The organism is Catenovulum agarivorans YM01 (assembly GCF_000281085.1).
Classification (GTDB): Bacteria; Pseudomonadota; Gammaproteobacteria; order Enterobacterales; family Alteromonadaceae; genus Catenovulum; species Catenovulum agarivorans.
Window position 1 is genome coordinate 1 of the sequence record NZ_AJWM01000093.1, and the last position, 24,096, is coordinate 24,096.

General features: G+C 39.3%; 23 protein-coding genes and 2 rRNA genes. 15 read left to right on the plus strand and 10 right to left on the minus strand.

All coding sequences use genetic code 11. The annotated features are described in order from the left end of the window. The first annotated feature begins 186 nt into the window (after positions 1-186). The 3 genes from rrf (WSC_RS0101695) (at position 187) to WSC_RS0101705 (ending at position 855) form a co-directional block, all read left to right on the plus strand. Positions 187-300: ribosomal RNA gene (gene rrf, locus WSC_RS0101695) — 5S ribosomal RNA — on the plus strand. Between the two features lie 43 nt (positions 301-343). Beyond that, positions 344-457, plus strand: a 5S ribosomal RNA gene (gene rrf, locus WSC_RS0101700). An 83-nt stretch (positions 458-540) separates the two neighbouring features. After that, on the plus strand, positions 541-855 hold the full coding sequence (locus WSC_RS0101705; protein ID WP_050996076.1) for a GIY-YIG nuclease family protein: 315 nt from the start codon (positions 541-543) through the stop codon (positions 853-855). Here WSC_RS0101705 and plsY read toward each other — a convergent pair. Next, a complete protein-coding gene (plsY, locus tag WSC_RS0101710) occupies positions 852-1,457 on the minus strand; it encodes a glycerol-3-phosphate 1-O-acyltransferase PlsY (protein ID WP_040393639.1) in 606 nt (201 codons plus the stop codon). The genes WSC_RS0101705 and plsY overlap by 4 nt on opposite strands. A gap of 109 nt (positions 1,458-1,566) precedes the next feature. Here plsY and folB point away from each other — a divergent pair, with 109 nt between their 5' ends. Genes folB through WSC_RS0101725 form a run of 3 tightly spaced genes read left to right on the plus strand, consistent with a single transcriptional unit; the run spans position 1,567 to position 3,235 of the window. Continuing rightward, the gene (gene folB / locus WSC_RS0101715) at positions 1,567-1,941 is read left to right on the plus strand and encodes a dihydroneopterin aldolase (protein ID WP_016954183.1); all 375 of its coding nucleotides are present in this window, start codon (positions 1,567-1,569) and stop codon (positions 1,939-1,941) included. Between the two features lie 4 nt (positions 1,942-1,945). Next, positions 1,946-2,434 carry a 2-amino-4-hydroxy-6-hydroxymethyldihydropteridine diphosphokinase gene (gene folK / locus WSC_RS0101720; protein WP_016954184.1) on the plus strand — a complete coding sequence of 163 codons (489 nt, stop codon included), beginning with the start codon at positions 1,946-1,948 and terminating at the stop codon, positions 2,432-2,434. Positions 2,435-2,437: 3 nt separating this feature from the next. Next, a complete protein-coding gene (locus tag WSC_RS0101725) occupies positions 2,438-3,235 on the plus strand; it encodes an undecaprenyl-diphosphate phosphatase (RefSeq protein ID WP_016954185.1) in 798 nt (265 codons plus the stop codon). Positions 3,236-3,276: 41 nt separating this feature from the next. On the opposite strand, the gene yaaA is transcribed toward WSC_RS0101725, so the two are convergent. The 5 genes from yaaA to xthA all read right to left on the minus strand — a co-directional run bounded on the left by yaaA (position 3,277) and on the right by xthA (position 9,018). Then, positions 3,277-4,050 (minus strand): peroxide stress protein YaaA, encoded by a 774-nt coding sequence (gene yaaA / locus WSC_RS0101730; RefSeq protein ID WP_016954186.1) that lies wholly within the window; start codon positions 4,048-4,050, stop codon positions 3,277-3,279. Positions 4,051-4,119: 69 nt separating this feature from the next. Continuing rightward, positions 4,120-5,658, minus strand: a complete 1,539-nt coding sequence (locus WSC_RS0101735; RefSeq protein ID WP_016954187.1) for a DUF3369 domain-containing protein — start codon at positions 5,656-5,658, stop codon at positions 4,120-4,122. 133 nt (positions 5,659-5,791) lie between these two features. After that, positions 5,792-7,510: a proline--tRNA ligase gene (locus tag WSC_RS0101740; protein ID WP_016954188.1), complete on the minus strand. Its 1,719-nt coding sequence runs from the start codon at positions 7,508-7,510 to the stop codon at positions 5,792-5,794. A 55-nt stretch (positions 7,511-7,565) separates the two neighbouring features. Beyond that, positions 7,566-8,198, minus strand: a complete 633-nt coding sequence (locus WSC_RS0101745) for an energy-coupling factor ABC transporter permease (protein ID WP_016954189.1) — start codon at positions 8,196-8,198, stop codon at positions 7,566-7,568. Positions 8,199-8,211: 13 nt separating this feature from the next. Continuing rightward, positions 8,212-9,018 carry an exodeoxyribonuclease III gene (gene xthA, locus WSC_RS0101750; RefSeq protein WP_016954190.1) on the minus strand — a complete coding sequence of 269 codons (807 nt, stop codon included), beginning with the start codon at positions 9,016-9,018 and terminating at the stop codon, positions 8,212-8,214. A gap of 292 nt (positions 9,019-9,310) precedes the next feature. Between xthA and dnaK the strand changes: the two genes are divergently transcribed. The 4 genes from dnaK to WSC_RS0101775 all read left to right on the plus strand — a co-directional run bounded on the left by dnaK (position 9,311) and on the right by WSC_RS0101775 (position 13,741). Beyond that, positions 9,311-11,233: a molecular chaperone DnaK gene (gene dnaK, locus WSC_RS0101760; RefSeq protein WP_016954192.1), complete on the plus strand. Its 1,923-nt coding sequence runs from the start codon at positions 9,311-9,313 to the stop codon at positions 11,231-11,233. Positions 11,234-11,304: 71 nt separating this feature from the next. Then, entirely contained in the window at positions 11,305-12,426 is a 1,122-nt protein-coding gene (gene dnaJ, locus WSC_RS0101765) for a molecular chaperone DnaJ (protein WP_016954193.1), read from the plus strand. Between the two features lie 74 nt (positions 12,427-12,500). Beyond that, positions 12,501-13,283 carry a M48 family metallopeptidase gene (locus tag WSC_RS0101770; protein WP_016954194.1) on the plus strand — a complete coding sequence of 261 codons (783 nt, stop codon included), beginning with the start codon at positions 12,501-12,503 and terminating at the stop codon, positions 13,281-13,283. A 23-nt stretch (positions 13,284-13,306) separates the two neighbouring features. Then, positions 13,307-13,741 (plus strand): hypothetical protein, encoded by a 435-nt coding sequence (locus WSC_RS0101775; RefSeq protein ID WP_016954195.1) that lies wholly within the window; start codon positions 13,307-13,309, stop codon positions 13,739-13,741. Here WSC_RS0101775 and WSC_RS0101780 read toward each other — a convergent pair. Beyond that, a complete protein-coding gene (locus WSC_RS0101780) occupies positions 13,722-16,520 on the minus strand; it encodes an insulinase family protein (RefSeq protein ID WP_016954196.1) in 2,799 nt (932 codons plus the stop codon). The two genes, WSC_RS0101775 and WSC_RS0101780, sit on opposite strands and share 20 nt — an antisense overlap. 288 nt (positions 16,521-16,808) lie before the next feature. Here WSC_RS0101780 and sixA point away from each other — a divergent pair, with 288 nt between their 5' ends. Beyond that, positions 16,809-17,297 (plus strand): phosphohistidine phosphatase SixA, encoded by a 489-nt coding sequence (gene sixA, locus WSC_RS0101785; protein WP_016954197.1) that lies wholly within the window; start codon positions 16,809-16,811, stop codon positions 17,295-17,297. Here sixA and smrB read toward each other — a convergent pair. After that, the gene (gene smrB / locus WSC_RS0101790) at positions 17,286-17,813 is read right to left on the minus strand and encodes an endonuclease SmrB (RefSeq protein WP_026016609.1); all 528 of its coding nucleotides are present in this window, start codon (positions 17,811-17,813) and stop codon (positions 17,286-17,288) included. The two genes, sixA and smrB, sit on opposite strands and share 12 nt — an antisense overlap. A 59-nt stretch (positions 17,814-17,872) precedes the next feature. Here smrB and prmB point away from each other — a divergent pair, with 59 nt between their 5' ends. The 3 genes from prmB to WSC_RS0101805 are packed head-to-tail and all read left to right on the plus strand — an operon-like array spanning position 17,873 to position 21,073. Then, positions 17,873-18,802 carry a 50S ribosomal protein L3 N(5)-glutamine methyltransferase gene (gene prmB / locus WSC_RS0101795; protein WP_016954199.1) on the plus strand — a complete coding sequence of 310 codons (930 nt, stop codon included), beginning with the start codon at positions 17,873-17,875 and terminating at the stop codon, positions 18,800-18,802. Between the two features lie 14 nt (positions 18,803-18,816). Continuing rightward, positions 18,817-19,911, plus strand: a complete 1,095-nt coding sequence (aroC, locus tag WSC_RS0101800) for a chorismate synthase (protein WP_016954200.1) — start codon at positions 18,817-18,819, stop codon at positions 19,909-19,911. Between the two features lie 4 nt (positions 19,912-19,915). Beyond that, positions 19,916-21,073 (plus strand): MFS transporter, encoded by a 1,158-nt coding sequence (locus WSC_RS0101805; protein WP_016954201.1) that lies wholly within the window; start codon positions 19,916-19,918, stop codon positions 21,071-21,073. Here the strand turns inward: WSC_RS0101805 and yfbR are convergent. Together yfbR and WSC_RS0101815 are read right to left on the minus strand one after the other, a co-directional pair. Then, entirely contained in the window at positions 21,063-21,665 is a 603-nt protein-coding gene (yfbR, locus tag WSC_RS0101810) for a 5'-deoxynucleotidase (protein ID WP_016954202.1), read from the minus strand. The two genes, WSC_RS0101805 and yfbR, sit on opposite strands and share 11 nt — an antisense overlap. Then, positions 21,662-22,876: a pyridoxal phosphate-dependent aminotransferase gene (locus WSC_RS0101815; protein WP_016954203.1), complete on the minus strand. Its 1,215-nt coding sequence runs from the start codon at positions 22,874-22,876 to the stop codon at positions 21,662-21,664. Before WSC_RS0101815 ends, yfbR begins: the two co-directional genes overlap by 4 nt. A 312-nt stretch (positions 22,877-23,188) precedes the next feature. Here WSC_RS0101815 and WSC_RS0101820 point away from each other — a divergent pair, with 312 nt between their 5' ends. Further along, on the plus strand, positions 23,189-23,980 hold the full coding sequence (locus WSC_RS0101820) for a DUF2189 domain-containing protein (RefSeq protein ID WP_016954204.1): 792 nt from the start codon (positions 23,189-23,191) through the stop codon (positions 23,978-23,980). Positions 23,981-24,096: the final 116 nt, after the last annotated feature.

Here is a 24,096-nt window from a genome sequence, read left to right on the forward strand (position 1 = left end):
CCAATACTAATTGCCCGTGCGGCTTAACCATACAACGCCAAATGTTTATTGGGTTAACCAAGAATACAAATAAAGAAGTTGTTTGATTAAATGAATAGATGAACAACAGATTGAAATAGAACTTAAAGATTAAGCTTTTACGAATTCAGATTGGTGATTAAGTTATTAATCACGAGACAGTTTATGCCTGGCGGCGATAGCATTGTGGAACCACCTGATCCATTTCGAACTCAGAAGTGAAACACAATAGCGGCGATGGTAGTGTGGGAGTTCCCATGTGAGAGTAGCACACTGCCAGGCTTCTAATTTAAAAAGAAGAAAAACTAGAAATTAACCAGTTTTTCCTGATGACGATAGCATTGTGGCACCACCTGATCCATTTCGAACTCAGAAGTGAAACACAATAGCGGCGATGGTAGTGTGGGAGTTCCCATGTGAGAGTAGCACATTATCAGGTTATCATTTTAAACCCAGCTTTTGCTGGGTTTTTTCGTTTATACTACTCACAAAAATAAACCGTTATTACTTCCACCTTTGCCAATGCCTAAACTTGAACAAACATCTAAATCTAGCCAAGTGAATTGGCACGTGTATATGATACGTGCAGATGATAATAGTTTATATACAGGTGTGACTACTGACGTTGAACGTAGATTTAACGAACATCAGTCCAACCCTAAGCTAGCAGCTAAATACTTTCGAGCACGCAAAGCTATCTCATTGGAATACAGTTACGAGACTCAATCAAAGAAACTAGCTTATCAACTTGAATATAGAATCAAGCGCTTAACCAAGTCTGTCAAAGAAGAGCTAGTAGCGGGTAAAGTAAAAGTAGAAGATATAATTGAAATCTAAATATTTGTTCTGTCACGCTTATCATCAATCTTTGGCTCTTGCCCTTGTATTAAGCGTTTAATGTTAGGTAAGTGGCGAATGATGATCAAGATTGTCAGCATAATAACCGCGTAAGTGTATTTGGGTTTGAGTAACCAAACATATAATGGCGCTAAAGAAACAGCCACGATAGAAGCTATTGAAGAATAGCGAGTTTTGTACGCTGTTATTAACCATGTCAGTGCTAGCGCTAATCCCAATTCCAAACCAATGGGCAGCAAAACCCCAAACGCGGTCGCAACAGCTTTGCCACCTTTAAATTTGTGGTAGATAGGAAATATATGACCTATACAGCAACTTATTGCAATAAGTCCTAACTCCAATGGTTGAAAACCTAAAAAATAAGCTCCCCATAATGGAATTGTGCCTTTCAAAACATCAAACAAAAAAGTTACGATTGCAGCTTTAAAACCCGCTATACGGTACATATTTGTTGCACCTGGGTTTTTTGAACCATGTTCAGTTGGATTGGAAGTATTAAACAAGAAGGCCGTAATTCGAGCGCCAGACATTGATCCGATTAAATAGGCAGCAACTAGCATAATTAATAGGGATGTTGACATAGAGTTAGGTTTTTTCCAAAGATAAAACAGGGTAAACTGCACAAGCTTAGAGCTTACATTATTTCTGAATTCAATTCACCAAACTGTCACAATAAATTTAGGTACTTAGATGAAGGACATTGTGTTTATTCACAATCTAGCCATAGAAACCATTATTGGGGTTTTTAATTGGGAGCATAATATTAAACAAAGTTTAATATTTGATTTAGATATGCAGTGGGATAATTCTAAACCAGCAGAAAACGATGAGCTTGAACTTGCGCTAGATTACTCTGCGGTGACCGACCTTATTCAAGTTTATTGCGCTGCGCGCCAGTTTGAGTTGATTGAAACCTTAGCTGAAAAGATTTGCCAAATGTTGTTCAAACATTTCCCGATAGAACATATTAGGCTAAAAATAACTAAACCAGACGCAATAGAAAATGCCCACGTTGGTATAGTGGTGGAGCGCTTTGCCACAAGTTACACTGCTGTAGGTCAATAAACACATGGCACTAGTAGCAATTAGCTTAGGTACAAATAAGCAAACAGAATTCCACCTGAACAAAGCAATATTCTTAATTCGGCCATTTATTAATGAATTAAAAATTTCGCCTGTGTATGAAAGCGAACCAGTCAGTTTTGGCGGTGCTAATTTTAAGAATATTGTTTTTGGTGGCGAAACAAATCTGTCGTTGGAGCAGTTTATTAAATTGCTTAAATCTATCGAAAACCAATATGGCCGCGATAGAAGTAGTAGCAATAAATCAGAAATAACTTTGGATTTAGATTTATTATTTTATGCTGATTGTATCTGTGAAGATCCGATTAAATTACCGCGTGACGAGATTACTAAAAATGCCTTTGTATTATTACCTTTAGCGGATATTTTTGCAGATGTTCACCACCCAGCTTTAAAGAAAACTTATGGTCAGTTAAAAGCTGAATACAACAACCCACAACAAAAACTTTGGACGATTAACTTTAACTGGGATTGATAGATGTCAATAATAGAAATTATCGTATTAGCGCTAATACAGGGACTCACTGAATTTTTACCTATCTCAAGCTCTGCTCATTTAATTTTGCCTTCACAAATTCTAGGCTGGCAAGACCAAGGGCTAGCGTTTGACGTTGCTGTACATGTTGGCTCTTTAGCCGCAGTTGTTATTTATTTTAGGCAAGAAGTAAAAACTATTTTAGCGGCAATGTTTAAACAAGTGATTAGCAAAGAAGCCAGTTCTGAAGCTAATTTAGGTTGGTTAGTAGCTCTTGCTACAATCCCAGCTTTGCTGTTTGGCCTTGCATTTAAAGATATTATTGAAGTTTACGCGCGTTCAACTGCTGTTATCGCGACTACGACTATCGTTTTTGGTTTGTTGTTGTGGTGGGCGGATGTCAAAGCAAAACAAACTGTTTCTATGCAGTTGTTAGGCTGGCAAAAAGCACTAATTATAGGCATAGCGCAGGCAATTGCGATGATCCCTGGCACGTCTCGCTCTGGCATCACTATTACTGCCGGTTTAATGTTAGGACTAAGCCGCAGCGAAGCCGCTAAATTTTCTTTTTTAATGTCGATTCCAATTATTTTAATTGCAGGGTCTTACCATACGCTAAAGCTAGCAACTGGCACTGAAGCTGTTGATTGGAACGCAATTATCTTAGGCACGTCTCTATCTTTTATTAGCGCTTATGCGTGTATTTATTTCTTTTTAGCCGTTATCGAAAAAATGGGCATGCTGCCATTTGTTATTTATAGGCTGTTATTGGGTGGTGTGTTAATAGCGCTAATGATGTAAGCGCTATTAACTATTGTCTATAACGTATAAATCAAGCTGGTTTATTGCTCTTGGCGAGTAAATACCGGCTTGATATCAGTTGATAGGTCAGGATTGTATTGATAACCCGCTAGATCAAACTCCAATAAACCTTCTACTGTTTCTATCTTGTTTTCAATGATATATCTGGCCATCATGCCACGTGCTTTTTTCGCAAAAAAACTAATGGTTTTATACTGACCATTTTTCCAATCTTTAAAATCAGGCGCGATAATTTTACCGTTAAATTCTTTGGCCTTAACTGACTTAAAGTATTCGTTTGAAGCAAGATTAACCAAAGTTTCACTGCCTATTGTTTCGGCACTTTCATTTAGCTTATTGGTAATAATGCTGCCCCAGAATTGGTACAAGTTAGCGCCGCGCGGGTTGGCCAATTTTGTGCCCATTTCCAAGCGGTAAGGCATCATTAAATCTAGTGGCTTTAACAAGCCATATAACCCAGAGAGTATGCGTAAGTGCTGTTGTGCATAGTCGATATCTTCAGATTTTAATGTGTATGCGTCCAAACCTGTATAAACATCGCCATTAAAAGCGAATAGCGCTTGTTTAGCGTTCTCTAAGGTAAATGAGTTAGTCCAATCGGCAAAACGAGCTGCGTTTAAGCCTGCTAATTTATCACTAATGTGCATTAAGTTTGAAAGATCTAGCGGAGTCAATTTTTTGCAAACATCAGCAAGCTCAGTGCTGTCAGTTAATAACTCTGGTTGAGTGTATTGTTGAGTCGGCGTTGCTGTTTCGTAGTCTAAATTTTTTGCAGGAGAAATAACAATAATCATAAATCTGAGAAATCTTAGGTTTGGGCAATAAAAACCTAAGTTTAACGCGAACGAGCACTAGAATACAGCCTAGAACTCATCTGGGTTTAGTTCTCGAATCGTTGTAAATAATTCGTAGTTTTTAAGCATAATTTCAACTAACTTAGGCTCAAATTTTTTGCCAGATTCTTCAGCCAATAACGCTTTGATTTTATCGTCACTCCAAGGTTCTTTGTAGCTACGTTTCGAGCCTAAAGCGTCAAAAACATCGGCAATAGCTACGATTCGGGCTTCTAGCGGTATTGCTTCGCCAACTAATCCTTCTGGATAACCAGTACCATCCCAGTTTTCATGGTGGTATCGTGCAATTTTTTCACCTGCTTTTGGTATTGCTTTACGCGAATTTTTTAACAAATCACCACCTATTTCTGCATGTTTAAGCATTACACTCCATTCTTTGGGATCGAGCTTGCCGGGTTTATGTAAAATGTATTCAGGTATGGCAATTTTTCCAACATCATGCAATGGTGCAGCGTGGGTTAGGGTAGTGACAAACCTTTCGTCGCAGCCATATAAGGTCGCTAGCTCATGGCAAATCAGTGACACTCGCTTTACGTGGGCGCCGGTTTCTTTACTGCGCATTTCAATCGCATCACCCAAGATATAAATTAATTCCGCTTGGGTTGTTGTTAGATCTTCTCTGTAAGTAACATTTTCAAATACTAAGGCAATATTGGTTGCATAGATTTCTAGTAGATGAATGTGAAATTCATCTACTGGTTGCTTAAATTGAGCTAATAAAACTGATTCGGTTTGGTCGGCTGTTTCGTAATAGCCGACATATATATTTTGATCTATGTAGGTTTTTTTATCTTTAAATGCACTATCGATAAGTTGTTTAGAGTTGTCACTGATGGTGATGCTACTGTAGTCGTGGCCATAACCGACATAATTACCGGTCGCGCCTAGAATAATTTTGTCATCTTCTGAATACAACTCAGTACTGGTGTGAGCGACGTACAAAGAAGAGCATTCAATTTCTAATAAATCGAATAGCTGAACGAGCGATGCTGAACCAAATTCTATAATTGAGTGGGTTTTTAGAATATTAGTTGATGCAGAGACTAAACGTTGAAAGCCTTTTAGACTTTTTTCAATCGTCATTAAATCTCGGTAAGAGCGAATGCCCGAATATACGCAGGTCGCTAGTTTTCTGGCGGTTAACTCGGTTTTTTCTTTGTAATCGTTAATGTCGTAATCACGAATAACTTGCTCTTCTGGTGCTGTACCCGCTTGGCCGGTGCGTAAAATTAGGCGAATACTACTATTGTTTAGCTCTGTCCTTATCCAGCGAACGAGATCTAAACCAGCGTGATCTGTTTCCATTACTACATCAACAAAAGCGAGTGCGACGTCTTGCTCTTGTTGTAAAATTTCACGTGCTTGAGCACCGCTATAAGCGTTGAGTAGTTGTAGTTTTCTACCTTCAACTTCAAGTTCATTTAGGACTAAACCTGTTACTTGATGAATAAAATTATCATCATCAACAACAAGTATTTTCCAATACTGTGTTTCTGTCTGTTCATTGTCGCTATCGTCTGCGAACTCAAACAAGTCGTCATCACTCATATGATAATAATGGTAAATTATTAAAACTTAATATGAGTGTAGACTAAATTGCTGAAATGCGAGTTTAAATTGAAAGATTTTTGTTGATCTAGGGCTGGATTTTCCAGCCCTATTTGGCAAGGCATGTGGGAGTTTAAACAGCTTCTTTAATGAATTTAATTACTTCTTCAATCGCAATTGACTGCTTTTCACCGGTAATACGGTTTTTATATTCCACCACACCTTCGTCTAGGTTGCGCTCACCAATTACGATAACGTGCGGTACACCTACGAGTTCCATGTCTGCAAACATAACACCCGGACGTTCTTTTCTGTCGTCAAACAATACGTCCAAACCGGCTGATGCTAATTCGTCATATAATTTGTTGGCAACATCTGGTATGCGATGCGATTTGTGCATATTCATTGGTAAGATACCAACTTGGAAAGGTGCAATAGCCGCTGGCCATTTAATACCAAACTTATCATGGTTTTGTTCAATAGCTGCAGCAACTATGCGTGATACACCTATGCCATAACAACCCATGGTTAGGGTTTCATGTTTGCCCGATTCAGTTAAGACACCAGCTTTCATAGCTTCACTATATTTAGTGCCTAGTTGGAAGATGTGACCAACTTCGATGCCGCGTTTAATGCTCAATTTGCCATTACCACAAGGGCTAGGATCGCCTTCAACCACGTTGCGGATGTCTGCTGTTTTGTATTCTGTAATATCTCTATCCCAGTTTACACCTGTTAAGTGGAAGCCGTTGTCGTTGGCACCACAAACAAAATCCGCGAGATGTGCAGCACTTAAATCTACTATCGTTGGGATATTCAAACCTACAGGTCCAATTGAGCCCGCATCACAGTTTGCCGCTTGTTTAATTTGTTCTTCATTGGCAAAAGTAAGCGGGGCAAACACTTCTGCAAATTTTTCCGCTTTTACTTCATTAAGTTCGTGATCGCCACGTAATACAAGCGCAACAACACCTTCTGCTTCGCCTTCTTCGTTTGCACCGGCAACCAATAAAGTTTTTACCGTTTGTTTCGCATCTACTTTCAGTAGTTGGCTAACTTCTTCAATACTGTGGGTATTTGGTGTTGCTACTTTTTCAACTTGTTGAGTCGCTTGTGCTCTGTCACCAGTCGGAGCGAGTGCTTCAGCTTTTTCGATGTTGGCTGCGTAGTCACTACCATCACTAAATACAATCGCGTCTTCACCACTTTCAGCTAATACATGGAATTCGTGTGATGTACTACCACCAATTGAACCTGTATCAGCCAACACTGGACGGTATTCTAACCCTAGACGATCAAATACATTACAGTAAGCTTGATGCATTGTTTGATAGGTTTTTTCTAAACAGGTCGCATCTAAGTGGAATGAATAAGCATCTTTCATTAAAAATTCACGTGAGCGCATTACACCAAAACGAGGGCGAACTTCGTCACGGAATTTAGTTTGAATTTGATACAAATTAATCGGCAATTGTTTGTAGCTGCTAATTTCTTTGCGAACGAGTTCGGTTACAACTTCTTCATGGGTTGGGCCTAACAAAAATGGACGATCGTGACGATCCTTAATGCGCAACAATTCAGGGCCAAACTTTTCCCAGCGGCCTGATTCTTCCCATAAATCAGCTGGCTGAACAACTGGCATTAATACTTCAATTGCGCCAGCTTTGTTCATTTCTTCGCGAACAATGTTTTCGACTTTACGTAAAACTTTTAAACCTGATGGTAACCAAGTGTATAAACCTGAAGCCAATTTACGTATCATACCTGCACGCAACATGAGTTGGTGGCTGATTACTTCAGCATCAGATGGAGTTTCTTTTTGTGTTGATAATAAATATTGAGTAGTGCGCATTTAAGCAAATTCCATTAATAAAACGAAAATTTTTGTATATTTTATGTCAGTAATTTCATTTGTCATCTAAATACTGACTGTCGTAAAAAGTGCGTACCCATGAAGGTACATAAATGATCCCGATTGTCATCGTCATGCCGTTTAACAAAGCTTCTGGGAAAGCTAACAAAACTAGCAAGATCAGATAGTTATCAAATACCACATCCCAAGCGTATTGGCCGGTTAAAGTGAAAACACCTGAGATAGCTAGCATTTTGAGCCCTATGGATAGCGCTCCAGCAAAAAAGCCGCAGACAAATACATAAATGAAAAAGTGTCTTGGGAGTTTGTGGAAGCTAATCACGTAAACCAAATAACTGACTAGCGCGGGCAGACAAACACCCGATAACAGTTGAATATAGGCATTATCCCATTGATAACTACCCAACAGGCAATTTATCAAAGTGGCGATTAGGCCAGCATATATTGCAAGCCTAGGCCCTAAAAACAAAGTACAGGCTGTCATCCATAAAAAATGTACTTCTAGCCCTTCATATATACTGGCTTGAATAGACCATAATATGGTTAATAAAGCTGTGTAACCGAAAAACAAATGTTGTTTAGGTTTTTCGGTTAATAATAACCGCAAGGTATTTTTGTCATAAGCTAAATAAGCAACGGCGGCAAATACAATTAGGTTTAACAGCATTATTGAGCCTTAGTTATTTAAAGGTTGTCCAAATTGGCGCGTGATCAGAAGGTTTTTCAATACCGCGTAATTCATAATCTATATCGCTCTCAATCGCTCTAGCACTTAATGCAGGCGTTGCTAAAACTAAATCTATACGTAAGCCGCGGTTGTCGTCGAAACCTTTAGAGCGATAGTCAAACCAGCTATATCGTTCGGTTGTATCTGGGTGTAAGTTTCTGTAAGTGTCGGTGAAACCCCAATCTATTAGGGTGTTTAACCATTCGCGCTCTTCCGGTAAAAATGAACATTTACCAGTTTTTAACCAGCGTTTGGCGTTTGGCTCGCCAATACCTATATCTAAATCTGTATGTGAAATGTTCACATCACCAATAACCGCAATATTTTGTTCAGGCGTATAATAGTTGTTTAACTCAGCCATTAAATCTTGATAAAACTTTTCTTTCGCTGGGAATTTAATTGGGTGGTCGCGATTTTCACCTTGTGGAAAATAACCGTTAAATACAGTTACATCATCACCGTTTTCATCTTGGTAGGTTGCAATAATCATACGGCGCTGTGCGTCTTCGTCATCGGTTTTAAAACCTTTTTGCACAAAAGTTGGTTTTTGTTTAGAAACGAGCGCTACACCATAATGAGCTTTTTGACCAAAAAATTCCACGTGATAACCCATATCTAAAATAGCTTGTAATGGAAAAGCATCGTCGTGCACTTTTATTTCTTGTAAACCTATTACGTCTGGCTGGTGTTTATCTATTACCGCTTGTAGCTGGTGTAAACGTGCTCTTAAGCCATTTATGTTGAATGAGATAATTTTCATAAAAATATTTTCACTAAATTTGGTTTGAGAGAAGTTTAGGGATTTGTTTTTCGCTTGGCAAACGCAAGCTGGCTTTATCTGTGCGAAAAAACAGCAAACGTAGATTTATTTTTAATTTATTTAACTTTAATGGCTTGAAAAGCTCAATTGCAGCCTTACTTATAGGTCAAGGCTATAAAGCAGAGACTTTTAGCAACAAATTTTTTTAGTTTCGGGTATTGAATACTGAATAGAAAGACCCCACTAAAAAAGCAGGTTTTAACACATTTAATTTTATTCGGAGATTTTCCAAATGGGCAAAATCATCGGTATTGACTTAGGTACTACCAATTCATGTGTTGCTGTATTAGACGGCGACAAAGCAAAAGTTATCGAAAATGCTGAGGGTGATCGTACAACCCCATCAATTATCGCTTATACAGAAGACGGCGAAACATTAGTAGGTCAACCTGCTAAACGTCAAGCGGTAACTAACCCTCAAAATACTTTATTCGCAATCAAGCGTTTAATCGGTCGTCGTTTTACTGATAAAGAAGTACAACGTGACGTAGACATTATGCCATTCAAAATTACTCAAGCAGACAATGGTGATGCTTGGGTTGAAGTGAAAGGCGAAAAAATGGCGCCACCACAAATTTCTGCTGAAGTTTTGAAAAAAATGAAAAAAACAGCAGAAGATTATTTAGGTGAAAAAGTAACTGGTGCAGTAATCACAGTTCCTGCTTACTTTAATGATGCGCAACGTCAAGCAACTAAAGATGCTGGTCGTATTGCTGGTTTAGATGTAAAACGTATCATCAATGAGCCTACTGCTGCTGCTTTAGCTTACGGTATGGACAAAAAGTCTGGTGATAACGTCATTGCTGTATACGACTTAGGTGGTGGTACATTCGATATTTCAATTATTGAAATTGACGAAGTAGACGGCGAACATACTTTCGAAGTATTAGCGACTAATGGTGATACTCACTTAGGTGGTGAAGACTTTGATAACCGTTTAATCAACTACTTAGTTGATCAGTTTAAATCTGATCAAGGTTTTGATTTGCGTAAAGATCCATTAGCTATGCAGCGTTTAAAAGAAGCTGCTGAAAAAGCTAAAATTGAGTTGTCTTCTGCGCAACAAACAGAAGTTAACTTGCCATACATTACAGCTGACGCATCAGGTCCTAAGCATTTAAATATTAAAGTAACTCGTTCTAAATTAGAGTCTTTAGTGGAAGATATGGTTAAAGCAACTTTAGAGCCATTAAAACAAGCGCTTAAAGATGCAGACCTAACTGTAAGTGACGTGAACGACGTTATTTTGGTTGGTGGTCAAACACGTATGCCACTAGTACAAAAAGCTGTTACTGAATTCTTCGGTAAAGAGCCACGTAAAGACGTTAACCCTGATGAAGCTGTTGCTGTAGGTGCTGCTGTTCAAGGTGGTGTTCTTTCTGGTGATGTAACTGACGTATTATTGTTAGACGTAACTCCATTGTCTTTAGGTATTGAGACTATGGGTGGTGTTATGACAGCGTTAATCGAGAAAAATACGACTATCCCAACTAAGAAGTCACAAACTTTCTCAACTGCTGATGACAATCAATCTGCAGTAACTGTTCACGTTATCCAAGGTGAGCGTAAACAAGCGAGTGCGAACAAATCTCTAGGTCAATTTAACCTTGAAGGTATTCGTCCTGCACCACGTGGTGTACCACAAATCGAAGTTACTTTTGATATTGATGCGGATGGTATCTTACACGTATCTGCTAAAGATAAAGATACTGGTAAAGAACAAAAAATTACCATTAAAGCTTCTTCTGGTTTATCTGATGAAGAAGTAGAAAAAATGGTTCGTGAAGCTGAAGCAAACGCAGATGCTGATAAAAAGTTTGAAGAATTAGTTCAAGCACGTAACCAAGCTGATGGTTTAGTGCATGCAACTAAGAAGCAAATTGAAGAAGCGGGTGCTGAATTAGCCGCTAATGACAAAGAAGCAATTGAAACAGCCATTTCTGAGTTAGAAACTGCACTTAAAGGTTCTGATAAAGAAGAGATTGATGCTAAGTCTCAAGCTTTAATTCAAGCTTCGCAAAAATTAGTTGAAATTGCGCAAGCAAAAGCTCAAGCACAAGGCGGTGACGCAGGTGCGCAAGCAGAACCACAAGCTCAAGCCGCAGACGATGTTGTTGATGCTGAGTTCGAAGAAGTAAAAGACGATAACAAGTAACTTGTAATCGAAAGTATATGTATACAAACGGGTGCTTGCACCCGTTTTGTACGTTAATCTAGGCGAGATATATGTCTAAAAGAGATTATTATGAAGTCCTGGGGCTAGAAAAAAGCGCCGGTGAGAAAGATATCAAAAAAGCCTATAAGCGCTTGGCGATGAAATATCATCCTGATAGAACTAAGGGTGATAAAGAATTAGAAGAGAAGTTTAAAGAAATTAAAGAGGCTTATGAGGTTTTAACCAACGCTGATCTAAAAGCGCGTTATGACCAATATGGCCATGCCGGTGTTGATCCGCAAATGGGCGGTGGTGGTGGACACCAAGACTTTTCTGATATCTTTGGTGATGTTTTTGGCGATATATTTGGTGGCGGAGGCCGTCGTCAGTCTAGAGCTCAACGCGGCTCAGATTTAAGATACAACCTAGAGTTGAGCTTAGAAGAGGCGGTTAAAGGCAAAAACGTCGAAATTAAAGTACCTACTTGGGTAACTTGTAGTCCTTGTGATGGCTCTGGTGCAAAACCTGGCAGCAAACCTCAGACTTGTTCTACTTGTCATGGTCAAGGCCAAGTACAGATGCGCCAAGGATTCTTTGCTGTGCAGCAAACCTGTCCAACTTGTCATGGTCAAGGTAAAATTATTAGCGACCCATGTAAGAGTTGTCATGGTCAAGGCCGAGTACAGAAGAACAAAACTTTATCGGTTAAAATACCAGCTGGTGTTGATACTGGTGACAGAATTCGTTTGGCTGGTGAAGGCGAAGCAGGTGCGCATGGTGCACCAGCGGGTGATTTATATGTACAAGTACATGTAAGAGATCATGCTATTTTTGAGCGCGATGGTAGTAACTTATATTGTGAAGTGCCAATCGGTTTTGCAACAGCTGCATTAGGTGGTGAAATTCACGTTCCAACACTTGATGGTAAAGTTAAATTAAAAATACCTTCAGAAACACAAACTGGTCGAATGTTTAGAATGCGCGGTAAAGGTGTGCGCTCTGTTCGTGGTGGTATTGAAGGTGACTTAATTTGTAAAGTTGTGGTGGAAACCCCAGTTAACTTAACAGACACACAAAAGGACTTGTTACGCCAATTAGACACAGAAATGGAAGAGGGCAGTGCTAAGCACAGACCAAAAGAAACAGGTTTTTTTGACGGCGTGAAGCGATTCTTTGACGACTTACGCAGTTAAATTGATTATGATTAAAGCCACTTTCGAGTGGCTTTTTTATTGCCAGTTATTCCCTATGTTAAGGAAAATTTTTAATGAAAAACAAGTGCCTATTATCTTTATTACTGTTAACGAGTGTATTAGCTAGTTGTGCTCAATCGCCAACCGGCCGTAGTCAATTCATTATGTTTGATGCCGACAAGATGGCTAAGATGGGGGTAGATAGTTTCGAGTCGATTAAACAAGAACAGAAAGTTTCCACTGATGCTAAAACTAATCAATACGTAGGCTGCGTTGCTGATGCTATTATTCGTGTACTACCAGCTGAATGGCAAGAAGGTTGGGAAGTTGTCGTATTTGATAGTGAACAAGTGAACGCATTTGCATTGCCTGGACGCAAAATTGGTGTGTACACCGGAATTTTAGCCGTTGCTGAAGACGCAGACCAATTGGCCGCAATTATGGGGCATGAAGTTGGTCATGTTATTGCCAACCATGGTGGTGAACGTGTATCACAAAATACGGCTGCCAATGTGGTGTTGCAAGGTGCTGCGGTTATGACACAAGGCTCCGAATATCAACAAGCGACTATGTCTGTATTAGGCCTAGGCGCTCAGTATGGCGTGTTATTACCATATAGCCGTACACATGAATCAGAAGCAGATGTCGTTGGTTTGAAGTACATGATGGAAGCTGGGTTTAAACCTGAAGCGTCGATGAAACTTTGGGAAAACATGAACAAGCTAGGTGGGGAAAAGCCAATGGAAATTTTGTCTACTCACCCAGCACCTGACACGCGCATTAAAAATTTGGCTAAACACATTAAAAAATATTCTAGCCAAGGTGTAAAAGCGAAATTTGCACGTCCTAGCTGTTAATTTAGATCTAGTATTGAAGAGTTATGTTAACAAGTGGCCGCACCTATAAAATCATTCGGTTAATTACTTGGTCAGTGGGCATAGTCTCACTGATTATTTTTTATTTGTGGTTTGAGTATTTGCGGCCAAGCAATTTAACACCGACGTCACAACACTTAAGCGAAAGTGCATTTAATCCTTTTGTTTGGGCAAAAGGCAAAGGGGATTATTCAAGTGCTAATCCAAGGCAAGCTTTATACTTAGACGTGTTGCGTAATCATTTAGCCAATGGAATGGATGTCACGGCTGTTGAGAAAAAACTGGGTCTTCCTGATTCTTTTGATAAACAAAAACAATATAACTATTTGTTGTCGTATGATATCAACAGCGGTATCTATCAATACTTAATTGTTCAATTTGATTCGAATCAAAAAGTATTGATGTATTACCGCTTTGAGGTTAACCACGTTTTAAACTAACAGCTTCTACTGCTGATTGTAGGTGGCGGCGTAATTCAGTTGCGCTGCCTACAACAAGTTCGGCTGACTCAGAGCGGACGTTTTGCTGCTGTTTAGAAGCAGATAAAGTAATTAAAGCTTTGTCGCCATCCGGTGCAAACATCTCAGACATTTCTTCTAATACTTCCTCAAAAGTCAACGATTCTATCCATTGGCATATTTCACGTGTGCGCCTAAAACTAGAGTCTTTTAAGCCGATAGACATCCACAATCTTTGAGCGCTTGCTCTTAAACTGCTGTCTTTCTCGTTGAGCTGATGAATTAATCCTTGCTGAATGTTATACCATTGCTGCTCATCTAACTGGCTTAAATAAGCAGGAATGCTTTGATAAAAATGATCGAGTTGATGCAATATAGTCGCTTCGTCGTAATTATCTGATTGCACATAAATAATCACTCCAGGAAGCAAATTGATTGGGAAATAAGCACTGCCAACTAAGTAACCAAGCTGCTTTTGTTTGCGTAAGTCGTGAAAGACTATCGGCGATAACAGTTGATTTATCAGCATATAACACGCGGTAGCACGCTCTGATACTTCATTTGATTGATAGTACTGCACAATCGCTGTATCAGTGCTATCAATTGGCAAAGCCAAGTGGAAGTCAAATGCTTGCTTTGCAAATTTGAATACTTTTCGGCTGACTTCTGGGGCCGCTTTACTGCGTTGGAATACAATACTTTTAATTTCTTCTCCCAATTGCAGTGCTTGGGTTAGATCCCAATCGCCATAAACAAAAGCTTCGACATTTACCCTATCAAAAAGATGAACACTGAATTCGGCATATTCTGCATACTCAATCTCTGTGAGTTGTTCGGCTAGCATTTCTGCAGGATATTGGTTGTTCTGCAAGCTTTGAGTTAATAGGTTGAAAGCTTGATTCGCTGGTTTTATTTGATTTTGATTATTCCATGCATTTATTAACTTAACTTTAGTTTGGTTAAAGTCTCTTTCAGTTACACGGCGTAGACGTAGTTGCCCGATTAAATGACGGACAAATTTTGATTGTTTATCTGAATAACCTTGAATATGTAGTGTTAATCCGCCTTGGTGAGATGTAATAGCATAGGTTAAACCGGCAGTTTCTGCTTGGTAGTTTTCACCCATAATACTGTCGAGCACGAGTTCAACATACAAACGGGTGAGTGCTTGTTTTTTTGCGCTGCCATGGCTGTTGGGGAGATCTAAACCTACATATACATGGGCGTGTGGTAGTTTAAATACTTGGTCTTGTTTAAACCATAATACCATGCCTTTGTCATTTATGATTTTTTGCGGTGTTGAATCAATATGTGATGATTCTAATGCTGTCATTCTTTCTGGAATATACGGATTTGGTTGCGGTAATACAAAACTAGATTGTTGCATTTTGCTCCAGTGCGCTTGTATATCCGTTGGTATTTTTTCTACTTTATAAGGGCTTTGGTACCATTCAGATAAATAATCAAATGAATGGTTCGGGTTTAACACAACTAATCTAAGTTGAGACGGCGATAAACTGGCTAAGGCTTTATTCAGCCATTGATGATTAAGTCCATCCATTAAGTAATCGCCAGCAATAACATCTTCTGCATTATACGTGTGTAATTTCAATGCGAGTTCAGCAACCCATTCAATTGGCTTTTTTGGTTCTAGGTGCTGAAAAGCTAAGCGACTCATTTGCGCTTTTTCCGCGTAAATGTACTGCGAGAAATCGGCCTTTTTTAGCGCGTTGATGTAGGCGAAAACAATTTCTGATATTTTGTTGATGCAATCTACGCCAGCAGGGGTTAATTGCATACTTAAATTAAAATCTAGGCTTTGACCATCATCTATACCACAACCCGCGGTCAAGCCGACAATTAAACCTTGCGATTTTAGCTGCTCAAATAAACTGCCGTGCCCTTCATCCCCTAGGATTGCCGAAAGGTAGTGTACGCTTTTACTGCTGTAATCTTCGCCTTCGCTTGGCAATACAAAAGTGTAGATAGCTCGATAAATTTGTTTTAAAGGTTTTACTTGAATTTGAATGGCTAAATCTTGTGGCCGATATAGTTGTGGCAACTCTGCTTTTTTAGCCGCAGTGGCCTGAATTTCAGCAAAATATTGTTCTGCTATTTGTTGAATTTGTTCAAACTCAAACGGACTTGCAACCACAAGTTTCATTTTATCTGCGCTAAAGCAGTTATTAAAATGTTCTACCAGTGATTTTCTTAGCTGTTGAAGGTTGGATGTTAAAAAAGTTTTTTTATTGCCGACACTAAATTTGCTAAACGGATGTTCTGGGTTGCATGTTTCTTTGTGCACTTCGTTTAAACGGCGTAGCTCATCTCGTGTTTTTAGTTTGAACTCTGAGTCAATCGCGCTAACTTCTTTTTCTAAACTCTGCAATGAAAATTCTGGGCAGACGAAAAATTGGCTAAAATGGTGAAAAGCATTTTCGAAAGCATTTGCGTGAGCGTCAAAATAAAAATTCATCAGTTCACTACTGGTCCAGGCGTTAGATTTACCTCCGTATTGCGCGAGCATTTGATTAAAGTCTACAGTGCCGCTTGGGAAGGTTTCTGTACCTTGAAAGAGCATATGCTCTAATAAATGGGTTAAACCTGGGTATTCTTTTGGATCATCAAAGTGACCAGCCGCTACTGAAACCGCCGACGCAACTCGATTACTCTCAGGCATATGGATATGCAACAAAGGTAAGCCGTTGCTGAGTGTGGCTATTTGATAGGTATAAGTATCTTGTTTACTTTTATTAATCACTATAGTAGCCCCGTGAAGTGTGCTAGTCGTTCAATTTTTAATAGCAAAACGATACCTAGGTACTAAAAAGTTTAATACGGACTACACGGCTAGGTATGTTATTAAAATCCCGTCGTTTTTTATTGTAGCACCGAATTTTTCGTAAGTTTTACTATATTTTTTTTTATAAGTGTTTTATTTTATCTACACAGCAGTTTTCTGTTGCAGATTGGTAATATACGTAAGTTACATCAATAAGCAACTAAACTGACCCATGTTTGTATATGTTTTGGTCAGATAGAGTAGGGTATGCAGTTATTTATCGTTCGTCACGGGGAAGCTGACCTTATTGCACCGTCAGATAGCGTTCGCCAACTAAACGAAAATGGAACACGTGAGAGTGTACAGGTAGGCCAATGGATTGCACAACAGTGTAAGCTATTCGATTATGTATTAGTCAGTCCATACGACAGAGCCTTTCAAACTTGGCAAAAAATGGAGCAACAAGGTTTAGTCGCCAACAAGCTTGTGCAGTTAACTGAACTTGAACCAGAAGCCGACGTTGCAACTTGTATCAACCTAATACAGGGTTATTGCGCAGACGCGAAATCAGTTTTAGTTGTTTCTCATCTACCTTTGGTTTGTCATTTGGTTGATGGTTTAGTTGCCGAAACTTGTCCTTTATTTGTCACCGGTGCGGCAGCATTGATTGAACTGAACGATAATCAAGTCAACGGGCATTTGAAGTTACTTGTGTCACCTGAACAGGCGCAGCAATTAACCGCGTTACGTGCTTAACTCTATTAATACTAATAATGCTCCATTGCCGCCCCATTCAAGTGGTGCTTGATGAATTGCATTAACGCTTGGATGTTGTACAAGCCAAGCGGGTGTACGCTGTTTCAAAATTCCACTACCTAAGCCATGTACAACACACACACATTCTATATGTTGTTTGATTGCTTCTTGAATTAACGCGGCGATTTCAATCTTTGCTTGTTGTTGGGTTAACCCGTGCAAATCTAAAATTAAATCAGGGTAATAGTGACCTTTTCTTAGCTGTTTAGCCAAATCTCTTGGGCAGCCTTCACGTACGTAACTAATGGTATTGTTGTCGGCAAAATGCGGGCTGTACTGGTCGGAAAAATAAAAGTTGGCTTCACGCGTAGCCGCTTGTTGTTCTTGTATTAGTGCGTCTTTTTTAGTTTTTTTCGCTTTTAATACCACAGTATCTTGTTTAAGCGGTTTTACCCCACGCATTTGTTCGGCAAAGCTGTTGTTATCGTCGTCTTTCAAGTGAGATTTTTCCGTCATTAAACAAAAATCTAGTGTACAATAGCGCGCTATTATTCATAACTTAGTGCGTTAATTCAATGTTAGAGTCGCATGCAAGCGAACAAGCTGCCAAACAGCTCAATACAGTTTTTGATTTTGTTCGATGGTTGGTTTCTCAATTTAACCAATCTGATGTTTATTTTGGCCATGGTACAGACAATCCTTGGGATGAAGCTTATAGCTTAGTTTATCAAGCGCTTAACTTAGCGGTTGACCCGAATGACAAGATTGACCAATGCCAAGTAACAGACGATGAAAAGCAACGTATTTTAGCTTGGGCTGAGCAACGCATTAATCATCAAGTTCCACTTGCTTATTTAACCAACACCGCTTGGTTTTGTGGCAAAGCATATTACGTTGATGAACGTGTATTAGTGCCGCGCTCACCAATTGGTGAACTGATTCAAAATCAGTTTGCCGGTATAGTTGAACAACAACCAAATAGAATTCTAGATTTGTGTACTGGAAGTGGTTGTATAGCGATTGCTTGTGCTTATGCATTTCCAGAAGCTGATGTTGACGCTGTAGACATCAGTGTTGATGCGTTGGAAGTGTGTGACAACAATATTGAACATCATGCCATGTGGCACAATGTTACACCTATTCAATCGGATGTATTTAGTGGTGTTCAAGGGCAAAAATACGATTTAATTGTTTCTAACCCGCCGTATGTTGATGCTGAAGATATGGCGGATTTACCGAGTGAATTTCACCATGAACCTGAATTAGGTTTAGCTGCAGGTGTAGACGGGTTATCTATCGTAAATACGATTTTGGCCGAAGCGGCGGACCATTTAACCGAAAATGGCGTATTAATTGTCGAAGTAGGTAATAGCTTAGTGCACATGGAGCAAGCATACCCAGGTGTCGAATTTGATTGGATAGAATTTAACAATGGTGGTATTGGCGTATTTAAATTTACTCGCAGCCAATTGATCCAATATCGCGATGCGTTCGTGAAAGAATAACAACAGAGGTTAAGATGTCAGGTAACTCTATAGGTAAATTATTTAGTGTGTCTACCTTTGGTGAAAGCCATGGTAAAGCTTTGGGCTGTATTGTTGATGGTTGCCCTCCTGGAATTGAAATAACAGAAGAAGAAATTCAGTTTGAGTTAGACCGTCGTAAGCCAGGCACTTCGCGTTACACCACGCAAAGACGCGAACCAGACCAAGTGCAAATTTTATCAGGTATTTTTGAAGGCAAAACCACAGGTACTTCGATTGGTATGATTATCGAAAATACCGATCAGCGCAGTAAAGACTATTCAAATATTATGGATTTATTCCGCCCTGGTCACGCGGATTATACCTATCATCAAAAATACGGTATTCGTGACTATCGTGGTGGTGGTCGTTCATCTGCACGTGAAACTGCAATGCGAGTTGCCGCAGGGGCAATTGCTAAAAAATACTTAAAACAGAAATTTGGCATCGAAGTTAAAGGTTATTTATCGCAACTTGGGCCGATTAAAGCTGAAGCGCTTGAGTGGGAACAAGTTAATCAAAACCCATTTTTCTTCCCAGATGCTTCAAAGTTAGACGCATTAGATCAATATATGCGTGACTTGAAGAAAGAAGGTGATTCTATCGGGGCTAAAGTCACTGTATGTGCGACTAACGTACCAGTTGGTTTAGGTGAGCCTGTATTTGATAGATTAGATGCTGAAATTGCCCATTCTTTAATGAGCATAAATGCGGTTAAAGGTGTGGAAATTGGCGCTGGTTTTGAGTCAGTTGAGCAAAAAGGTTCTGAGCATAGAGATTTAATGACGCCAGATGGTTTTAAATCAAACAATGCAGGTGGTATTTTAGGTGGTATCTCAACTGGCCAAGAAATTATTGCCAGCATTGCGTTAAAACCAACTTCTAGTATTCACGTGCCTGGTGAATCTATTAATACCAAAGGTGAAAGTGCTGAAGTTGTGACTAAAGGTCGCCACGACCCTTGTGTGGGGATTCGTGCAGTGCCGATTGCTGAAGCTATGTTAGCTTTAACTTTAATGGATCATGTATTGCGTCACCGCGCTCAAAACATTGATGTTCATACCGACACGCCGGATATCGCTCGTAAATAATTGAATGTTATTTAATTCGGCGAAAGCGAGACTGTCCCAAATATATTTTAGTTATTTTACTATTATTGGGGTGGTCTCACATTATCTTGGTTTTTATTTAGATTCCCTCCAACTTCCAGCTACAACCATAGGCAGCATATTAGCTGTTATGACGATAGGTCGAATAATTGGCCCAAGCACATGGGCACATTTACCTTGGCTTAAACAAAATACCCATTTACGCATTCAGCTCGGTAGTTTATTGGCACTGCTATTCTTTTGTTTATTGTTATTTAAACAAAATACCTTGTTCATATATTTTGCTTTAGGCGGTTTTGCTTTTTTCTGGTCGGCTGTATTACCGCAAATTGAAACCCTCACACAAGCTAAACTCAAAGGTAATGCGAGCGCCTATAGTATGGTGCGTTTGTGGGGCAGTATTAGTTTTATTTTGTTTGTTGTTATTGCCGGTTGGTCGTTTGAGCAGTATGGGGTAACTTATACAATTGAATATCTGACCATTGCTTTATTGATTATATTGTTACTGAATAGTTTGCGCTTACCGCAACTTAAAGTAAGTAAAAAACAGTGCGATACAGAGCCAGCTAAACCATTTAAGCAGTTACTCAAGCAAAAGCACATAATTGCATTTTTAGTTTGTGCGACTTTGCTGCAATTTAGTTTTGCGCCTTATTATGGCTTTTTCTCTATCTATATGAACGACCTCGGTTATAGCGGTTACCAAACCGGGATGTTTATTTCGGTTGGGGTGCTGGCTGAAATTATTGTATTTATTTATGCGGGCAAAATCGTTAAACAATTTAGTTTGCATCATTTAATTGCGTTTTGTTTGGCGCTAACTGCAGTGCGCTGGTTAACATTAAACTTGTTTGCTGAGCAGGTTTTGTTGCTTATTTTAATCCAGACAATTCATGCTTTTAGCTACGGGTTATTTCATGTCTGTGCGCAAAAATTTATGCACAATGAGTTTAGTGGAGAAGCATTAGCTAAAGGGCAAGCTTTCTATTTATCCGTTTCTTATGGTGTTGGCGGTGCATTGGGCGCTTGGTGCGCAGGTTGGGGTTGGCATTTAATTTATGATGCAACTTATTATTTTGCTGCGGCTTTTGCGTTAATTGGAGCTATGGTCGCGTTAATGGCGAAAGACGCAACTACTCGGTAATTGCGTCTAGGCTTAAACTAAAACCAGGCTCAAATAGGTTTAAGAAGAACTCTATTTCTGGCATGTTAAGTTCGGCTAAAGTTTCTTTTAACCTTTGTTGTGCACGGCTAAATTCATGGTTGCCTGCGTTTAGTTCTTCAATTGTTTTAAAATAGGCGGATAAAATATCCGCCGCTTTGACAATTTTATACTCTTCTTTATTGTGGTGCTCAGAACAAACCAGCGGCTGGTAATATTTCTGTAAACGTTCTGGCAACAAACCAACCAATTTTTCTTCAGCTACTTTTTCAATCTTTTTATATTCTTTGGCAATTTCAGCATTAAAGTATTTTACTGGGTTAGGCAAATCGCCGGTTAATACTTCTGAAGCATCATGAAATATAGCTAAAGTTGCAATACGCTCTGCATCCAAGTCACCGTCAAAATACTCGTTTCTAACGATTGCTAGTGCGTGCGCTATCATAGCCACTTGTAAACTGTGCTCTTGCACGTTTTCTAGTTGAGTATTACGCATCAAAGGCCAGCGGTTGATTAACTTCATTCTAGCCATGTATGCAAAAAAGTGACTTGGGTTGCTCTGTTCCGTCATCATTGGCGATACCTTTTTAAGAATTTATCCAGTTTATCCAATGCAATTTCAAGTTGTTCTATGTGTGGCAAAGTGACGATTCTAAAGTGATCAGGCTTTTTCCAATTAAAACCACTGCCATGTACCATAAGAATCTTTTCTTGGCGTAAAAAGTCGAGAATAAATTTTTGGTCGTCTTTAATATTAAATTTTTCAGTATCTATTTTCGGGAACAGATACATAGCGCCTTTAGGTTTAACGCAGGATATGCCATCAATTTCATTTACACGCTTCCAAGCAAACATGGTTTGTTCGTATAAACGTCCGCCACCAACGATTAATTCGTTAATGCTTTGGTAACCACCAAGCGCTGTTTGAATTGCATACTGGCAAGGTACGTTCGCGCATAAACGCATCGAAGCTAGCATGTCTAACCCTTCGATATAACTTTCAGCTAAGTGTTTGGCGCCACTTAACATCATCCAGCCTGCACGAAAACCGGCAATTCGGTAGTTTTTTGATAAACCACCAAAAGTAACGGTTAAAATATCAGAGTTGAAGGCTGCAGTTGGTTTGTGTGTCGCGCCATCGTAAAGTACTTTGTCGTATATTTCGTCGCTAAATAAAATTAATTCATGCTCTTGGGCTATTTGCGCCATTTGCTGCAAAACTTCATCGGAATAAACCGCACCGGTTGGGTTATTTGGGTTTATAAGTACAATTGCTTTGGTTTTATCAGTAATTTTGCTGCGAATATCTGCAATACTTGGATTCCAGTCATCTTCTTCATCACACAAATAATGTACTGGGGTACCACCAGATAAAGCGACTGCAGCTGTCCACAACGGATAGTCAGGGCTTGGCACTAAAACTTCGTCACCTGCGTTGAGCAAACCTTGCATCGCCATGACGATAAGCTCGCTAACACCATTACCAACGTAGATGTCTTCGATATCAACACCGCGTATGCCTTTTTGTTGGTAATACTGCATGATAGCGACACGCGCTGAATAGATGCCTTTAGAATCACAATAACCTTGAGCAGTGGGTAAATTGCGAATTACGTCTTTTAATATGTCGTCAGGGGCTTCAAAACCAAAAGGTGCTGGGTTGCCAATATTGAGTTTGAGTACTCTGTGGCCTTCTTCTTCAAGCCTTTTTGCTTCTTTTAAAACTGGGCCGCGAATGTCATAACAGACATTATTTAATTTTGACGACTGCTCAAACAACTTCATTTGTGCCGATTTCCAATAACAACATAATAAAAACCATAAGATAACCTTTGCAGCTAGGGTTTGTGAAGGGGAGAGCTTTGTATTTATTTAAATTTTTATCACAGATTGTCAGTTAACATATTTTTATTGAAATTAAGTTAAAAACGTTAATTTTTTTGTCACTTTTATAATACCTGTCTATATTTATATTAGGTCAATCTTTATACAAGGAGAATTGGATAAAGGTTAATACGAAAATCGGGGACGAATAACCACAATTGGAGTTGTTTTTTGATGTAGTAAATCAAGTTTGAACGCTATGGGGAATAATATATGTCACATACAATGCGCAAAGAAGAAAATGCTCTGCATGATAATGAGTTGGGAAGAGTGATACCTTGCAATGCCTTAGACTGGAGCGATCCGTTTAACTGGTTACGTTTAGGTTTAATGGATATGACCAAAGCACCTTTGGTGACTTTGTTTTATGGGGTTATTTTTACACTAGTGCCAATCGGCATTATGTATTTAGTATCGTTAACCGAAAACCACTTAGTGATTGCACCAGCAATCGTGTGTTTTATGTTAATTGGACCGTTTTTGGCGGCGGGTTTGTACGACGTTAGCTGGGAATTTGAAAAAGGTCATAAACCAAGCTTGTGGCACAGTATAAAAGCTATGCATAGAAATAGTGTACATGAGTGGGCATTTGCTATTCTGCTGCTTGTAATCATGATTTTCTGGCTACGCATTGCTTCACTCATTCACGCTTTATATCCACCTTATGTTTCAGATGATTTCAGTGAACTGTTACCGTTCTTAGCGCTAGGCACAGGTGTCGGGGCTTTATTGTCGGCTTTTGTCTTTACAATCAGCGCATTCACTCAACCTATTCTAGTTGAACGAAAAGTTGATTTAATGACAGCTGTTTTATCTAGTATTAATGCTGTGTGGTCAAACAAAGGTGTGATGATGGTTTGGGCTGGCATTATAGGTGTAGGTGTTGTAATTGGTTTCTTAACCCAATTTATCGCTTTTTTGTTTATTATGCCATTGCTAGCCTTCGCCACTTGGCATGGGTATATAGCAACTATTACCACTAAGCGTAAACGTAAATTTGAGTAGGTAATTTATTCTAAAACGGATGCTCTAGCCCAACCGAAACTAAAAAGCCGCAAGTTATCTCATGAAGTGACCCCATAAAGTTGGACTCATTTCTAAGCGGCAACCAAGGCCTGATT

What these genes read in the sequence shown, in the direction of transcription:
- WSC_RS0101705 (WP_050996076.1), top strand. Translation starts at nt 541, where the DNA reads ATGCCTAAACTTGAACAAACATCTAAATCTAGCCAAGTGAATTGGCAC.
- plsY (WP_040393639.1), bottom strand. Translation starts at nt 1,457, where the DNA reads ATGTCAACATCCCTATTAATTATGCTAGTTGCTGCCTATTTAATCGGA.
- folB (WP_016954183.1), top strand. Translation starts at nt 1,567, where the DNA reads ATGAAGGACATTGTGTTTATTCACAATCTAGCCATAGAAACCATTATT.
- folK (WP_016954184.1), top strand. Translation starts at nt 1,946, where the DNA reads ATGGCACTAGTAGCAATTAGCTTAGGTACAAATAAGCAAACAGAATTC.
- WSC_RS0101725 (WP_016954185.1), top strand. Translation starts at nt 2,438, where the DNA reads ATGTCAATAATAGAAATTATCGTATTAGCGCTAATACAGGGACTCACT.
- yaaA (WP_016954186.1), bottom strand. Translation starts at nt 4,050, where the DNA reads ATGATTATTGTTATTTCTCCTGCAAAAAATTTAGACTACGAAACAGCA.
- WSC_RS0101735 (WP_016954187.1), bottom strand. Translation starts at nt 5,658, where the DNA reads ATGAGTGATGACGACTTGTTTGAGTTCGCAGACGATAGCGACAATGAA.
- WSC_RS0101740 (WP_016954188.1), bottom strand. Translation starts at nt 7,510, where the DNA reads ATGCGCACTACTCAATATTTATTATCAACACAAAAAGAAACTCCATCT.
- WSC_RS0101745 (WP_016954189.1), bottom strand. Translation starts at nt 8,198, where the DNA reads ATGCTGTTAAACCTAATTGTATTTGCCGCCGTTGCTTATTTAGCTTAT.
- xthA (WP_016954190.1), bottom strand. Translation starts at nt 9,018, where the DNA reads ATGAAAATTATCTCATTCAACATAAATGGCTTAAGAGCACGTTTACAC.
- dnaK (WP_016954192.1), top strand. Translation starts at nt 9,311, where the DNA reads ATGGGCAAAATCATCGGTATTGACTTAGGTACTACCAATTCATGTGTT.
- dnaJ (WP_016954193.1), top strand. Translation starts at nt 11,305, where the DNA reads ATGTCTAAAAGAGATTATTATGAAGTCCTGGGGCTAGAAAAAAGCGCC.
- WSC_RS0101770 (WP_016954194.1), top strand. Translation starts at nt 12,501, where the DNA reads ATGAAAAACAAGTGCCTATTATCTTTATTACTGTTAACGAGTGTATTA.
- WSC_RS0101775 (WP_016954195.1), top strand. Translation starts at nt 13,307, where the DNA reads ATGTTAACAAGTGGCCGCACCTATAAAATCATTCGGTTAATTACTTGG.
- sixA (WP_016954197.1), top strand. Translation starts at nt 16,809, where the DNA reads ATGCAGTTATTTATCGTTCGTCACGGGGAAGCTGACCTTATTGCACCG.
- smrB (WP_026016609.1), bottom strand. Translation starts at nt 17,813, where the DNA reads ATGACGGAAAAATCTCACTTGAAAGACGACGATAACAACAGCTTTGCC.
- prmB (WP_016954199.1), top strand. Translation starts at nt 17,873, where the DNA reads ATGTTAGAGTCGCATGCAAGCGAACAAGCTGCCAAACAGCTCAATACA.
- aroC (WP_016954200.1), top strand. Translation starts at nt 18,817, where the DNA reads ATGTCAGGTAACTCTATAGGTAAATTATTTAGTGTGTCTACCTTTGGT.
- WSC_RS0101805 (WP_016954201.1), top strand. Translation starts at nt 19,916, where the DNA reads ATGTTATTTAATTCGGCGAAAGCGAGACTGTCCCAAATATATTTTAGT.
- yfbR (WP_016954202.1), bottom strand. Translation starts at nt 21,665, where the DNA reads ATGATGACGGAACAGAGCAACCCAAGTCACTTTTTTGCATACATGGCT.
- WSC_RS0101815 (WP_016954203.1), bottom strand. Translation starts at nt 22,876, where the DNA reads ATGAAGTTGTTTGAGCAGTCGTCAAAATTAAATAATGTCTGTTATGAC.
- WSC_RS0101820 (WP_016954204.1), top strand. Translation starts at nt 23,189, where the DNA reads ATGTCACATACAATGCGCAAAGAAGAAAATGCTCTGCATGATAATGAG.